Genomic DNA, 14,558 nt, shown 5'->3' on the forward strand with positions numbered 1-14,558 from the left:
GGGGTTGCCGCGGGACGGAGGGTCAGGAGGTCCGCGGAGCGCCGACGTCCGCGGGTCTCCCCCGCCGCCGGCCCGCCCGGCCGGTCAGCGCTCGAAGAACCAGCCCGACGGCCGCTCCGTGCCGCGCACGACCGTGCCGCCTCCGCCGCTCCCGCCGCGACGGCCCACCGCCAGGTAGGCGAGGCTGCCGATGAACGGCGCGATCACGATGAACGCCACCCAGGAGACCTTCGCGACCTTCGAGAGCCTCGGGTTCGACAGCACGCCCCGGATCGCGAAGAGCAGCAGCACGATGTTCAGCACGACCAGCAGGGACTGCGGATTCATCGGGGTGCTCCACGGGATCGTGCGCCGCGGTCGACCGGCGCCGGAGCGCCCGACCGGGCAGGGTGGCCCGCGATGATTCACGAGACAGGGCATTGTCGCACGCGGCGTAGGATGGAGGGCTCATGTCAGACGTGCTCAGCATCCGCTACCCGCCCGAACTCCCCGTGTCGGCGCGGCGCGAGGACATCGCCGCCGCGATCCGCGACCACCAGGTGGTCATCGTCGCCGGCGCGACCGGATCGGGCAAGACGACCCAGCTGCCGAAGATCTGCCTGGAGCTCGGCCGCGAGAGCATCGCGCACACGCAGCCCCGGCGCATCGCCGCGCGCACCATCGCCGAGCGCATCGCGGAGGAGCTCGACGACGAGGTCGGCGGGCTGGTCGGCTACCAGGTCCGGTTCACCGACAAGGCGTCCGCCTCGACGCGGATCAAGCTGATGACCGACGGCATCCTGCTCAACGAGATGAACCACGACCGGATGCTCAGCCGTTACGACACGATCATCATCGACGAGGCGCACGAGCGCAGCCTCAACATCGACTTCCTCCTGGGCTACCTGCACCGCCTGCTGCCGCAGCGCCCCGACCTGAAGGTGATCATCACCTCGGCGACGATCGACCCGCAGAGCTTCGCGGCCCACTTCGCCGACGCCGCCGGCGAGCCCGCGCCGATCATCGAGGTCTCCGGCCGCACCTACCCGGTCGAGATCCGCTACCGCCCGCTGGTCGCCGAGGAGCCGGAGGAGGACGACGACACCGACGTCCCCGACGCGACGAGCGGCAGCCGCGACCTGATGACCGGCATCGCCGACGCCCTGGCCGAGCTGGCGCGCGAGGATCCGGGCGACGTCCTGGTGTTCCTCTCGGGCGAGAACGAGATCCGCGACGCCGAGGACGCCATCCGGGGCCGCAACCTGCCGGGCACCGAGGTGCTCCCCCTCTACGGGCGCCTGTCGGCGGCCGATCAGCACCGCGTCTTCGAGAAGGGGCGCACCCCCGGCGTCCGCCGCCGCGTCGTGCTCGCGACCAACGTGGCGGAGACGAGCCTCACCGTCCCCGGGATCCGCTACGTGATCGACGGCGGCACGGCCCGCATCTCGCGCTACAGCGCGCGCTCGAAGGTGCAGCGGCTGCCGATCGAGGCGGTGTCGCAGGCCTCCGCGAACCAGCGCTCCGGCCGCTCGGGACGCACCAGCGCGGGCATCGCGATCCGCCTCTACTCCGAGGAGGACTACCTCCGCCGCCCCGAGTACACCGATCCCGAGATCCTGCGCACGGGCCTGGCCGCGGTCATCCTGCAGATGATCTCGCTCGGACTGGGCGACATCGCCTCGTTCCCGTTCCTCACTCCGCCCGACTCCCGCGGCATCAAGGACGGCCTCGACCTGCTCACGGAGCTCGGCGCCCTCCGCGTCCCCGGCTCCCCCTCCGCCGCCTCCGCTGCTCCACGGGATGCCGCTCCGGCGCGCGGTACGCCGCCGAGCGCGCACTCGAGCGGCATCCCGCGCAAGGGGGCTGAGGCCGCGCCGCAGCTCACGCGCATCGGGCGCGACCTCGCGCGGCTCCCCATCGATCCGCGCTTCGGCCGGATGGTGATCGAGTCGCGCCGCCACGGCGTCAGCCGCGAGGTGATGGCGATCGTCGCGGGCCTCACGATCCAGGACGTCCGCGAGCGCCCTCTCGAGCGCCGCGCGCAGGCCGACCAGCAGCACGCGCGCTTCGTCGATCCCACCAGCGACTTCCTCACCCTGCTGAACCTCTGGAACTACGTGGAGGAGAAGCAGGAGGAGCTCTCCTCCAGCGCGTTCCGCCGCCTCTGCAAGGCCGAGTACCTCAACTACCTGCGCGTGCGCGAGTGGCAGGACGTGTTCCGCCAGCTGCGCCAGCTCGCGCGCCCCCTCAAGCTCGAGCTGGGCGAGCCGAAGGTCGACCCCGACGGGATCCACCGGAGCCTCCTGGCCGGCCTGCTCTCGCACCTGGGCATCAAGGACACCACCTCGCAGCAGGCGCAGCGCGCGGCGAAGAGCCGCGAGCGCCAGAACGTGCAGTACATCGGCGCCCGCAACGCGAAGTTCTCGATCTTCCCCGGCAGCGCCCTGGCCAAGAAGCTCCCCGACGCGGTGATGAGCGCCGAGCTGGTCGAGACCAGCCGCCTCTTCGCCCGCTCGAACGCCGCGATCGATCCGGCCTGGGCCGAGGCGATCGCGGGCGACCTCGTGAAGCGGCAGTTCAGCGAGCCGCACTGGGAGAAGTCGCAGGGCGCGGCCGTCGCCTACGAGAAGGTCACGCTCTACGGCGTGCCGATCATCGCCCGCCGCCGCGTCCAGTTCTCGCGGATCGACGCCTCGTACGCCCGCGAGCTGTTCATCCGGCACGCCCTCGTCGAAGGCGAGTGGGAGTCGCGCCACGCCTTCGACCGCAAGAACCGGGCCCTGCGGGCCGAGCTCGAGCGGCTGGAGGAGCGCACGCGCCGTCGCGACCTGCTCGTCGACGACGAGGCCGTGTTCGACTTCTACGACCGCCGACTCCCCCGCGACATCACCTCGGTGCGCTCGTTCGACTCCTGGTGGCGGACGACCCAGCACGACGAGCCCGACCTGCTGACGATGACGCAGGAGACGCTCCTCCCCGAGGACGCGGAGCAGATCGACGAGACCGCGTTCCCCACGCAGTGGCGCCAGGCCGACCAGCGCTTCCGCCTCTCGTACCGGTTCGAGCCGGGGACGGAGGAGGACGGAGTGACGGTGCACGTGCCGCTCGCGCTCCTGCCCCGCGTGACGCCCCTCGGCTTCGACTGGCTGGTGCCGGGGCTCCGGGCCGAGCTGGTCACCGCGATGATCAAGGCGCTGCCCAAGCACCTGCGCCGGAACGTGGTGCCCGCGAACGACTGGGCGCGCAAGCTCACCGCGTCCCTGCCGCACGACGTGCCGAATCCGCCGACGGAGTCGTTCGCGGCGACCCTGGCCGGAGCGATCCGCCGCGAGGCCGGCGTGGTGGTGCAGCCCGAGGACTTCGACCTCGAGCGCATCCCCTCGCACCTGCGGGTCACCTTCGCCGTCGCCGACGAGCGGGGGCGCACGGTCGCCGCCGGCAAGGAGCTCGCCCCGCTGGCCGAGCGCCTGCGCGGTCGGGTCCGCGACGAGGTCGCCCGCGTGGTCGAGGCCCGGGTCCCCGACGCGCTCGAGCGCCGGGGCCTGAAGACCTGGGACATGCCGGAGCTGCCCCGCGTCACCGACACCCGGCAGGGCGGGAACACCATCCGCGCCTACCCCGCCCTGATCGACGACGGCGACTCGGTCTCGATCCGCCTGCTCGCCACGGCCGAGGACCAGGCGCGCGAGCACCCGCGCGGCGTGCGCCGCCTCCTCCTGCTCGCGACGCCGAGCCCCGTCGCCTACGTGCAGCAGCACCTCACCTCGAACGAGAAGCTCGTGCTCGCGCAGAGCCCGTACCAGAACACGACCGCGCTCTTCACCGACTGCCTGCTCGCCTGCGTCGACGCGGTCCTCTGGCGGATGAAGCCCGACGGGATGCTCTTCCTCCGCGCCGAGTTCGACGCCGTGCGCGACCGGGTCTCGGCGAGCGTCATGGACGCGATGTTCGAGACCGTGAAGACGGTCACGACGATCCTCACCACCGCCCGGGGCGTCGAGAAGGCGCTCAAGGCCTCGACGAGCATGGCGCTCCTGCCCGCCCTCACGGATGCGCGGGAGCAGCTCTCCGGCCTGGTCTACCCGGGCTTCGTCTCGGCGACCGGAGTGGAGCGGCTGCGGCACGTCCCGCGCTACCTCGGCGGGATCACCGAGCGCTTCGGAAAGATCGCCGAGAACGTCGGGCGCGACCGCGTCTGGCTGAACGAGGTGCAGGCGGCCCAGGAGCTCTACCGCTCGGCAGGCGGCGTCGTCCCGCTGCCCGCGCACGCCCCGGAGCGGATCGCGCGCGCCCGCTGGATGATCGAGGAGCTGCGGGTGAGCTTCTTCGCGCAGTCGCTCGGCACCGCCGAGAGCGTGTCGCTGCAGCGGATCCGCAAGGTGCTGGCTGGCTGACGCGCCCCTCCGCCGAGGGAACCGCGACCCGTCGAGGGACCCTCGGGCAGCGGTCTCCCTCGACGAACCGCAGTCCCCTTCGGAGCGCTAGTGTCGTCCGGTGGGCAGCTACACCGATCTCCTGAAGACCCCCGGGGTGGGGCGCATCATCCTCGCGCAGCTGACCGCGCGCTTCCCGTTCGGGATGCTCTCGCTGGCGTTCCTCCTGCACGTGGAGCGGGTGCACCACTCCTACGCCGCCGCCGGCCTGGTGCTCGGCTCGATGTCGATCGGGCAGGCCATCGCCGGGCCGCTGACCAGCCGCCTGATGGGGCGGCTCGGGATGCGCCGCGTGCTGACGATCACCCTCGCGGTCTGCGCGGGCGCGATCATCGCGATGGCCGTGCTCCCGCTCGAGGTGTGGCAGTTCGTCGTGATCGGATTCATCGCCGGCCTGAGCATGCCGCCGGTGCAGCCGGCCGTGCGGACCATCTACCCCAAGATGGTCACCAGCTCGCAGCTGACCCCGCTCTTCTCGCTCGACGCCTCCGCGCAGGAGATCATCTGGGTGCTCGGCCCGGTGCTGGCGACGCTCGTGTCGATCCAGGTGTCGACGGTCGCGGGCATCCTGACCGCCGCCGCGTTCCTGATCGGCGGCGGGATCTGGTTCATCGCCTCGCCCGAGGTGGGCCGCGTCCGCATCCCGCGCTCGAAGCGCCGCCTCGGCGTGGTGCTCACGAAGCCCCCGGTGCTGCTGGCCACGGTCGTCGGCTTCCTCCTGATCGGCGCCTGCTCGGCGGTCGAGGCGGGCGTGGTCGCGGTGTTCGGCGAGGGCGGAGTCGAGTCGGGCGTCGTGCTCGCCGTGTTCGCGGCTGGGTCCCTGGTAGGCGGCCTCGCCCTCGGCCACATCCCGATCAGCCGGTGGGCGACCGCGCGGCGGATGCTGATCGTCACGGTCGGCATGGGCCTGGCGGCGGTCTCGACCGACTTCTGGTGGCTGTGCGTCACGCTGTTCCTCGCCGGCATCGGCATCGCCCCCGCTCTCGCGGCGCTGTTCGCGATCACCGCCTCGAGCGTGCGCTTCTCGGACACGGCGGAGGCCTACGGCTGGGTCGGCACTGGTCAGCTGATCGGCGCGGCGCTGGGCTCCGCGATCGCCGGCGTGCAGATCGACCAGGCCGGGCCGACCGCCGCCATCGTCGTCGCCGCGGCCTTCGCCCTGGTCGGCTTCCTGGTGCCCCTGCTCGGCCGCCGGTACCACCCGGATCTCCGCGGGCGCGACGCCAGCCCGCTTCCCGACACCGAGCCGGTCACGCTGCCCTCCTAGGCCGCCACCCCGGTTGTCCGGCGCCTGTCGGGCACCCTAGGGTGAAGGCCCACGACGGCGAGGGGGCGGCATGGGACTGCGGGAGGACGCGGAGGAGCTGGTGCGCGAGCACCGGCGCGCCGCCGCCCGGACCGACCTCCTCGACCCCTGGTCCGATCCGGAGACCCCGGAGTGGTGCACCGAGCTCGCCGCCGCGCTCTGGCAGGGGTCCTTCCGCCCGAGTCCCGTCTACTTCCGCCGCGAGGAGTCCTCCCACGCCTGGCGCGGCCCGCACTCGACCCGCCTGCACCACCTCGGCTACGGGTGGCAGCTCACCGCGCACCGCGAGCAGCACGGGGTCGTCGCCTCCGAGACGGCGGTGGTCCTCGAGACGGGCTCCCTCTGGCGGGGTCTCGGCATCGGCCAGCGCCCCGTGCGTGCGCTCCGCGGCCGGCTCGGCGTCGAGGGCCTGCAGGCGGGCCACGACGTGCACTTCGCCGTGCGCGGCATCGACGAGCGCAGCGACGCGGAGCGCGCCGAGCGGCGCCTCCTCTTCGGGGTGGCCGGTCTCGCTGCGCTGATCGAGGACGACGTGCACGTGGGACCGCACGGCGAGCTCGACTGGAGCGTCTGAGGCGCATGCCAGCATGGGAGGCATGAGCGTCCCCCTGATCCCCCTCAACGACGGCCGCGCGATCCCCCAGCTCGGGCTCGGCGTCTACAAGATCGGCGACGAGGAGGCGGCCCGCACGGTCGCCGTCGCCCTGGAGGCCGGCTACCGGCACGTCGACACCGCCACCCTCTACGGCAACGAGCGCGGAGTCGGCGAGGGGATCCGCGCGAGCGGCCTCCCCCGCGAGCAGGTCTTCGTGACGACCAAGGTCTGGAACGACGACCACGGCTTCGACGAGACCCTCGCCGCCTTCGACCGGAGCCTCGAGCTGCTCGGCACCGACTACGTCGACCTCTACCTCGTGCACTGGCCGATCCCCTCGCGCGACCGCTACGTCGACACCTACCGTGCCCTCGAGCGCCTGCAGAGCGAGGGGCGGGCCCGCTCGATCGGCGTCTCGAACTTCGCCGAGGAGCACGTGCAGCGCCTGCTCGACGAGACGGGAGTGGTGCCCGCGATCAACCAGGTCGAGCTGCACCCGCGGCTGCCCCAGGAGGAGCTGCGCGCCTTCGACGCCGCCCACGGGATCGTCACCGAGGCCTGGTCGCCGCTGGCCCGCGGGCGCCTCCTCGACGAGCCGGCCCTGGCCCGCATCGCCGCGAAGCACGGCGTCTCGCCGGCGCAGGCGGTGCTGCGCTGGCACGTGCAGCTCGGCGTCGTCGTGATCCCGAAGTCGGTGACGCCGGAGCGGATCCGCGAGAACCTGGACGTCTTCGGCTTCGCCCTCGACGACGAGGACCTCGCCGCGATCGCCGGGCTCGCGACCGGTGAGCGCACCGGCCGCGACCCGCGCTTCGACTGAGGCTCCGGCGATGACGGCGGGCAGGGTCCTGCTCCTGCACGGCCTGGGTGGCTCGGGCCGCACCTGGTGGCGGCTGAGCCGCGAGCTGACCGCGGCGGGCTGGAGCGTCTCCGCTCCCGACCTGCGCGGACACGGCGACGGGCCGCGCGGCGGCTCCTCCCGCCACGACGCCTACGCCGACGACGCCCTCGCGCGGGGACCGTTCGACCTCGTCGTCGGGCACTCGCTCGGCGGAGCGGTCGCGGTGCGCGCCGCCGCCCGCGACTCCGGCTGGGCGGGGCGCCTGGCGCTGCTGGACCCGGTGCTCCGGCTCGCCCCGGAGCAGCGGGCCGCCGTCCGCGCGGGCGAGCTCGCCGGTCTCTCGGTCTCGGCCGAGGAGCTCGCGGTCGCGCAGCCGCTCTGGGACGAGCGGGACCGGGCCGAGAAGCTCGCCGCGGTGCGGGCCGCCGATCCGGCCGCGGTCGCCGCGACGATCGACGACAACGACCCGTGGGACCTGCTGGCGGACCTGCCGGGCCTCCGCCCGCCGGTCCTCGTGCTGGCCGGCGATCCGCAGGTCGAGACGCTGCTCCCTCCCTCCCTCGCCGCCCTGGTGCTGCGCGCGAATCCGCGCATCCGGTACGCGGTCGTGGCCGGCGCAGGTCACAGCCCCCACCGCGACCGTCCGGAGGAGACGCTCGCGATGCTCCGCGAGTGGGCCGAGAGCCCGGCGACAGCCTGACCGGCCCGCCGGCCCGGTCCGTGTTTCGTGCGGATGAAATCTGGCAGGGGGGACTGGGCCGCACCGTTTCCTGTGAATACCCTCGCAGAGGACGCGATCCCCTCCCAGTCTCGGGAGGCCCGCGTCGGGGCCGCCGACGCGGCGGCCCGTTCTCGAGGAGAGGGAGCCCCAGTGGCGCGAACCACCACGAACACCCCGAGTGGCCGCCGACGCCGCTCGCTGATCGGCTCGAGCGCGATGATCGGAGCGGGCGCCCTCGTCGCCGGCTTCGCCTTCGCGCCGACGGCGAGCGCCGTCGAGCCGGTCGACTTCGCCGACACCGTCACCGTCGACGGCATCATGACCCACCTGGAGGCGCTCCAGTCGATCGCGGACGCCAACGGCGGCACCCGCGCGATCGGCACCCCGGGCTACGAGCTGAGCGGCGAGTACGTGGAGAAGGTCCTCGCGGACGCCGGCTACACGACGCAGCGCCAGGACTTCACCACCGCGACGCAGACGATCGACGCGTTCACGCTGACCACCGGGACCGGCGCCGTCGGCACCCCGATGGAGTTCACTCCGTCGACGCCCGAGGGCGGCGTGACCGGCGAGCTCATCGCCCCCGTCGATCCGCTCGGCTGCACCACGGACGCCTGGACCGGCCTCGACGCCACCGGGAAGGTCGCGCTCGTCAGCCGCGGCTCCTGCAGCTTCCTCGAGAAGTCGGTCGCCGCCGGTGCCGCCGGCGCCGCCGCGATCATCATCTACGACAACGCGCCGAGCGACGCCCTCAACGGGACGTTCGGCGGACAGGACGAGGCCGCCGTCCCCGGCGTCGGCGTCACGCAGGCCGAGGGGCAGGCGCTGCTGGCGTCGCTGCCCGCGAGCGTCTCGGTCCTCATCGACCAGACGACGACCGAGGTGGAGACCTTCAACATCGTCACGGAGACTCCGGGCGGCGACCACGACAACGTGGTCATGCTCGGCGCGCACCTCGACAGCGTGCCCGCCGGCCCCGGCATCAACGACAACGGCTCCGGATCCGCGACGCTGCTCGAGACGGCCGTGCAGCTGGCCGCCGCGGGCGACACGACCAACGCGGTCCGCTTCGCCTGGTGGGGTGCCGAGGAGGTGGGCCTGGTCGGCTCCTACACCTACGTCGACTCCCTGACGGAGGAGGACGCCTCGAAGATCGCGACCTACATGAACTTCGACATGGTCGCCTCGCCGAACTACGTGATCTCCGTCTACGACGCGGACCAGTCCACCTACGAGGCCCCCGTGGACGTGCCCGCCGGCTCGATCGCGACCGAGAAGGCGTTCACCGACTACTTCGACTCGATCGACCAGCCCTGGATCGACACCGCGTTCGACGGCCGCAGCGACTACGACGGCTTCATCTCGGTCGGCATCCCGTCCTCGGGCGTCTTCACCGGCGCCGACGACGTCAAGACGGAGGAGGAGGTCGCGCTGTTCGGCGGCACCGCCGGCATCACGCACGACCCGAACTACCACTCTGCCGCCGACGACATCGACAACATCAACCAGGAGGCGCTCGGCATCACGTCGAAGGCCATCGCCTTCGTGACCGCGTCGTTCGCCGCGGACACCTCCGCGATCGACGCCGAGAAGGACCCGACCACGCCGACTCCGACGCCGGAGCCCACCGTGGCCCCGACCGCCGAGCCGACCGTCGCTCCGACCGCGCAGCCGACCGTCGCCCCGACGACCGCGCCCACCACCGCGCCGACGGCGGCTCCCACTCCGAGCAGCACGCCGACCGCCGTGGCGCCGCACCCCGGCGGCCGCCCGCCCCTGGCCTCGACGGGCGCCGACGTCGGCCTGCCGCTGGGCCTCGGCGGACTGCTGATCGCCGGCGGCGTCGGCGGGCTCCTGCTCGCCGCGCTGCGCCGCCGGCGCGCCGAGCGCGGCTAGCCGCCACCGCCCCGGAGCCGTCCGGCCGTCGCTCCGCGACGACCGGGCGGCTCCGTCGTTCCGCCCTGAGGGGACCCCGGACCGTCGAGACCGCCCGCTGCAGCGGGTCCCTTCGACGGTCGGGGGCTCCCTCACGTCCGACAGGGCTTCCGGCGGCCGGGGGACACGGTGTTCACTGGGCGCATGCGAGCCATCTGGAAGGGCGCGATCACCTTCGGCCTGGTCAACGTGCCGGTGAAGATCTACAGCGCGACCGAGGACCACGACATCCCGCTGCACCAGGTCCACGACAAGGACGGCGGACGGATCCGGTATCAGCGCAAGTGCGAGATCTGCGGCGAGGTCGTCACCTTCGACCACATCGACAAGGCCTACGACGACGGCGAGCGCACCGTGGTCCTGTCCAAGGACGAGCTCAAGGCGCTGCCGGAGGAGCGCGACCGCGAGATCGACGTCGTGCAGTTCGTGCCCAGCGAGCAGGTCGACCCGATCATGTTCGACCGCGCCTACATCCTCGAGCCGGACTCCTCCTCCCCCAAGGCCTACGTGCTGCTGCGCCGCACCCTCGAGGAGACCGACCGCACCGCCATCGTCGAGTTCGCGCTCCGGCAGAAGACCCGGCTCGCGGCGCTGCGGGTGCGCGGCAAGCTGCTGATGCTGCAGACGCTGCTCTGGGCCGACGAGGTGCGCGAGGTCGAGTTCCCGTCGCTCGAGGGCACCACCCGGATCGCGGCGCGCGAGCTCGAGATGTCGGCGCACCTGGTCGACTCCTACTCCGAGGACTTCGACGCCGCGAAGTTCCACGACGCGTACCAGGAGGAGCTGCGCACGCTGATCGACGCCAAGATCGAGCAGGGCGACGCCCTCGACACCGCCGCGACCTTCGGCGAGGCGACGGAGGAGGAGGGCGGCGGCGAGGTGCTCGACCTGATGGAGGCGCTCAAGCGCTCGGTCGAGCGCAGCCGCGGGGCGAAGGGTGCGCCGGCGGAGGAGGCTCCCGCCGAGAAGAAGGCGGCGACGACGCCTGCCCCGAAGAAGGCGGCGAAGGCTCCGGCGACGACCGCCGCGAAGAAGAAGCCCGCGGCGAAGAGAGCCGACCCGGAGAAGGGCGCCGACGCGCCTGCGAAGAAGCGGACCCCGAAGAAGACCGCGGCGGCGGAGAAGGCGGCGTCCTAGCCCCGCCGGATGCGGAGGGTCGGGGTCGGACGGAGCCTCAGGCCCGCTCGGCCGCCCGGTCGGGCTCGTCGGCCGCGTCCAGCTCGTCCACGTCGTCGAGGTCGACCGCGACCGAGCTGACCAGCGCGAGCAGCGCCTCCGCGTAGGCGTTCTCGGCCGCCGCGTCCTCGAAGGTCCGCGCCCGGCCGCCGAGCTCGACCTCGACGGCGAACCCCGCCTCCGGCTCGGCGAGGCGACGGAGGGAGCGGAAGGTCCCGCGGAGGAGCTCGCGCAGCTGGTCCTCCCGCGGCAGCCAGAGCGAGTCCTCCAGGGAGACGGAGTCGAGCGCCCATTCCGTGGTGCCGTTGAAGCCGAGGACGGTCCCGCTCGGGTACTCGTGCGCCTCGATGGTCATGTCGCTGACGGTGAAGACGTCGCCGTCGAAGCCCTCCCGCTCGATGCGGAAGCGGTCACCGGTGCGGGGCGTCCAGCGCACGCCCGCCGTGCGCAGGGCACGGGCCAGCTCGAAGGAGATCATCCGACGAGTGTGGCCCGCGAAGCCGCGAACGCGCCGCGAGCGGCACCCGCGCGCCCCGATGTCGGTGGATGAGTTTACGTTCATGAAACGTCCGGTTCACAGGCCGGGCACCCGCACTGCATAGCGTGACCATGCGTGCCCCTTCCGGGGGTGCGCTGGCCGCGCCGCGCGGCGACGACGCTGCGACCGCTCTTCCGAGCGGCGATCGAGAGGACCACCATGCCCGACTCTCCCACCCCGCCCGACCGCCGCCGGAGGCGCGGGCTCGGCCTGGCGGCCCTGACCGGACTGGCCCTGGCGGCCGCTCCGCTGGTCGCGACCTCCGCCGCGGCCGCGCCCTCGGGCGACGAGCTCGTCATCAGCGAGGTCTTCGCCCGCGGAGGCTCCGCCGGTGCCGCATTCAGCAACCGCTACGTCGAGCTCTACAACCCCACCGCCGCCGAGATCGCCCTCGGCGGCCTCTCGATCCAGTACCGCTCGGCGACCGGCACCGCGAACCCCACCACGACCGTGCCGCTCACCGGCTCGGTGCCCGCCGGCGGCCACTTCCTGCTCGCCGGCGCCAGCAACGGCACCAACGGCGCGGCCCTGCCGACGCCCGACCAGAGCGCGAACGGCCTCAACATGGCCGCCGCGGGCGGCACCCTCTTCCTCGTCGACGGGACCTCGGCGCTCGTGGCGCCGCCCACCGGCGCCGCCGCCCAGCCGGACGCGGTGATCGACCTCGTCGGCTACGGCACCTCGAACACCTTCGAGTCGTCCGTCGCCACGGTGCCCTCCCTCACCCAGACGATCGCCCGCGCGGACACCGCCACCGGCGACACCGACGTCAACTCGGCCGACTTCGCGCTCGACGCACCGACCCCGCAGGTCGCGGGCGGAGGATCCGAGCCCGAGCCCACGACGCCGCCGACGACCACCCCGCCGACCACTCCCCCGACCACCCCGCCGGCCGAGATCCCGGCCGTCTCCATCGCGGAGATCCAGGGCACCGGTGACGCGTCGCCGCTCGTCGGCAGCACCGTCACCACCTCCGGCGTCGTCACCGCGCGCTACCCGTCCGGCGGCTACAACGGCTACGTCATCCAGACCCCCGGCACCGGCGGCGAGAGCTCGCGCACGGCCTCCGACGCCGTCTTCGTCTTCTCCTCCGCCTCCGTCGGGTCGGTCGCGATCGGCGACCACCTGCGCATCACCGGCGAGGTGAGCGAGTACAACGGCCTGACCGAGCTCACCCCGACCTCGGCCGCGACCGTCGTGAAGCTCGACGCCGCCGCCGCAGCGCCGGTCCCGGCCGCTGTCGCGCTCCCCCGCACCGCCGCCGAGCGCGAGGTGCTCGAGAGCATGCTGATCGCTCCGCAGGGCGCCTACACCGTCACCGACACCTTCGACCTGAACAGCTTCGGCTCGGTCGGCCTCGCCGCCGGCACGTCCCCGCTGCTCACGCCGACCGAGGTCGCCCGCCCCGGCTCGCCGGAGCTCGCCGCCGTCGTCGCCGACAACGCCGCCCGCGCGATCACCCTCGACGACGGCGCCTCGATCAACTTCCTCGGCGCCGCCGCGAACAAGGCGATCCCGCTGCCCTACCTCACCCCGACCGCGCCGATCCGCGTGGGTGCTCCGGCGACCTTCACCCGCCCCGTCGTCCTCGACTACCGCAACGGCGGCTGGGCCTTCCAGCCCACCACGCAGCTGACCGTCGAGAACGCCGGCGACGTGCAGCCCGCGACCTTCGCGAACACTCGGACCGCGAAGCCCGAGGCCGTCGGCGGCGACCTGTCGATCGCGTCCTTCAACGTGCTCAACTACTTCTCCACCACCGGCGACTCGATCACCGGCTGCACCTTCTACACCGACCGCGACGGCGACCCGGTCACGGTCAACAGCGGCTGCGACGCCCGCGGAGCGGCGAACGCCGACGACCTCGAGCGCCAGCAGGCCAAGATCGTGACCGCGATCAACACCCTCGGCGCGGGCGTCGTCTCGCTCGAGGAGATCGAGAACTCGGCCAAGTTCGGCAAGCCGCGCGACGAGGCCCTCGCCACCCTGACCGCCGCGCTGAACACGGCGGCCGGCTCCGAGGTCTGGGCCTACGTCCCCTCCCCCGCAGCGCTCCCCGCGCTCGCGGACGAGGACGTCATCCGCACCGCCTTCATCTACAAGAAGGCCGTCATCGAGCCGGTCGGCGAGTCCGTCGTGCTCAACGACACGGTGAACTTCTCGAACGCCCGCAAGCCCCTCGCCCAGGAGTTCCGCCTCCTCGGCGACAGCGCCAGCGAGTTCGTCGCGATCGTGAACCACTTCAAGTCGAAGGGCTCCGGATCCGGCGCCGACGCCGACCAGGGCGACGGCCAGGGCGCCTCGAACGCCTCGCGCGTGAAGCAGGCGACCGCCCTCGTCGCCTTCGCCGACCGCCTCCGCACCGAGAAGGCCACCGAGCTCGTCTACCTGCTGGGCGACTTCAACGCCTACTCGAAGGAGGACCCGGTGAAGGTGATCACCGACGCCGGCTACATCGACCAGGGTGCGAAGGACGGCAAGTACTCGTACTCGTTCGACGGCGCGGTCGGCTCGCTCGATCACGTCTTCGCCTCGCCCGCGGCCGACAGGACGGTCACCGGGGTCGACACCTGGAACATCAACAGCGGCGAGTCCGTGGCACTGGAGTACAGCCGCTACGACTACAACGCGACGATCTTCTACGACACCTCGGCGTACCGCTCCAGCGACCACGACCCGGTCGTCGTCGGCCTCGACCTGCCCGAGACCCAGACGGACCCGGAGCCCGAGCCCGTCACGGTCATCGACGTCGCGACCACCGCCTCCACCAAGCGCCTCGCCGTCGTGCGGACGCTGACGGTGTCGGCGGTGAACAACGGCGACGAGACGGTCTCGATCGAGATCACGACGGCGTACGGCAGCAAGACGAAGAAGACGGTCAAGCCCGGCCAGTCGTTCACGGTCAAGACCGTGACCGTCTTCAAGCCCATCAAGGCCGGCACGGCGACCATCGAGGTCACCGCGCCCGACGGCACAGAGCGCGTCTACAAGCAGGCGTACCGCGGCGCCTGATCCCGCGCGACCCCTGATCTCG

At 72.7% G+C, this 14,558-nt stretch carries 10 protein-coding genes; 8 read left to right on the top strand and 2 right to left on the bottom strand.

The window, feature by feature from the left end; translation table 11 throughout:
• Positions 1-84 precede the first annotated feature (84 nt).
• Positions 85-327: a PLDc N-terminal domain-containing protein gene (locus C5D66_RS08860; protein ID WP_160033960.1), complete on the bottom strand. Its 243-nt coding sequence runs from the start codon at positions 325-327 to the stop codon at positions 85-87.
• 122 nt (positions 328-449) lie between these two features.
• Between C5D66_RS08860 and hrpA the strand changes: the two genes are divergently transcribed.
• From hrpA to C5D66_RS08895, 7 genes are all read left to right on the top strand, one after another.
• A complete protein-coding gene (hrpA, locus tag C5D66_RS08865; RefSeq protein WP_104274313.1) occupies positions 450-4,373 on the top strand; it encodes an ATP-dependent RNA helicase HrpA in 3,924 nt (1,307 codons plus the stop codon).
• Between the two features lie 100 nt (positions 4,374-4,473).
• The gene (locus C5D66_RS08870; protein WP_104274314.1) at positions 4,474-5,679 is read left to right on the top strand and encodes an MFS transporter; all 1,206 of its coding nucleotides are present in this window, start codon (positions 4,474-4,476) and stop codon (positions 5,677-5,679) included.
• 70 nt (positions 5,680-5,749) lie between these two features.
• Positions 5,750-6,292: a hypothetical protein gene (locus C5D66_RS08875; protein ID WP_104274315.1), complete on the top strand. Its 543-nt coding sequence runs from the start codon at positions 5,750-5,752 to the stop codon at positions 6,290-6,292.
• 22 nt (positions 6,293-6,314) lie between these two features.
• Entirely contained in the window at positions 6,315-7,133 is an 819-nt protein-coding gene (locus C5D66_RS08880) for an aldo/keto reductase (RefSeq protein ID WP_104274316.1), read from the top strand.
• Between the two features lie 10 nt (positions 7,134-7,143).
• A complete protein-coding gene (locus C5D66_RS08885; RefSeq protein WP_146083882.1) occupies positions 7,144-7,854 on the top strand; it encodes an alpha/beta fold hydrolase in 711 nt (236 codons plus the stop codon).
• 171 nt (positions 7,855-8,025) lie between these two features.
• Positions 8,026-9,771, top strand: a complete 1,746-nt coding sequence (locus C5D66_RS08890; RefSeq protein ID WP_181028767.1) for a M28 family metallopeptidase — start codon at positions 8,026-8,028, stop codon at positions 9,769-9,771.
• A 183-nt stretch (positions 9,772-9,954) separates the two neighbouring features.
• Entirely contained in the window at positions 9,955-10,947 is a 993-nt protein-coding gene (locus tag C5D66_RS08895) for a Ku protein (RefSeq protein WP_104274319.1), read from the top strand.
• Between the two features lie 37 nt (positions 10,948-10,984).
• On the opposite strand, the gene C5D66_RS08900 is transcribed toward C5D66_RS08895, so the two are convergent.
• Positions 10,985-11,464, bottom strand: a complete 480-nt coding sequence (locus C5D66_RS08900; RefSeq protein ID WP_258061303.1) for a pilus assembly protein CpaE — start codon at positions 11,462-11,464, stop codon at positions 10,985-10,987.
• A gap of 219 nt (positions 11,465-11,683) precedes the next feature.
• Here C5D66_RS08900 and C5D66_RS08905 point away from each other — a divergent pair, with 219 nt between their 5' ends.
• Positions 11,684-14,536, top strand: a complete 2,853-nt coding sequence (locus C5D66_RS08905; RefSeq protein ID WP_104255846.1) for an ExeM/NucH family extracellular endonuclease — start codon at positions 11,684-11,686, stop codon at positions 14,534-14,536.
• The last annotated feature ends 22 nt before the right edge of the window (positions 14,537-14,558 follow it).

The sequence above is a fragment of the Rathayibacter sp. AY1B4 genome (assembly GCF_002932815.1).
Lineage (GTDB): Bacteria > Actinomycetota > Actinomycetes > Actinomycetales > Microbacteriaceae > Rathayibacter.

Excerpts from the sequence above, each read along its gene's own strand:
- C5D66_RS08860 (WP_160033960.1), bottom strand. The coding sequence starts at position 327 with ATGAATCCGCAGTCCCTGCTGGTCGTGCTGAACATCGTGCTGCTGCTC.
- hrpA (WP_104274313.1), top strand. The coding sequence starts at position 450 with ATGTCAGACGTGCTCAGCATCCGCTACCCGCCCGAACTCCCCGTGTCG.
- C5D66_RS08875 (WP_104274315.1), top strand. The coding sequence starts at position 5,750 with ATGGGACTGCGGGAGGACGCGGAGGAGCTGGTGCGCGAGCACCGGCGC.
- C5D66_RS08880 (WP_104274316.1), top strand. The coding sequence starts at position 6,315 with ATGAGCGTCCCCCTGATCCCCCTCAACGACGGCCGCGCGATCCCCCAG.
- C5D66_RS08885 (WP_146083882.1), top strand. The coding sequence starts at position 7,144 with ATGACGGCGGGCAGGGTCCTGCTCCTGCACGGCCTGGGTGGCTCGGGC.
- C5D66_RS08895 (WP_104274319.1), top strand. The coding sequence starts at position 9,955 with ATGCGAGCCATCTGGAAGGGCGCGATCACCTTCGGCCTGGTCAACGTG.
- C5D66_RS08900 (WP_258061303.1), bottom strand. The coding sequence starts at position 11,464 with ATGATCTCCTTCGAGCTGGCCCGTGCCCTGCGCACGGCGGGCGTGCGC.
- C5D66_RS08905 (WP_104255846.1), top strand. The coding sequence starts at position 11,684 with ATGCCCGACTCTCCCACCCCGCCCGACCGCCGCCGGAGGCGCGGGCTC.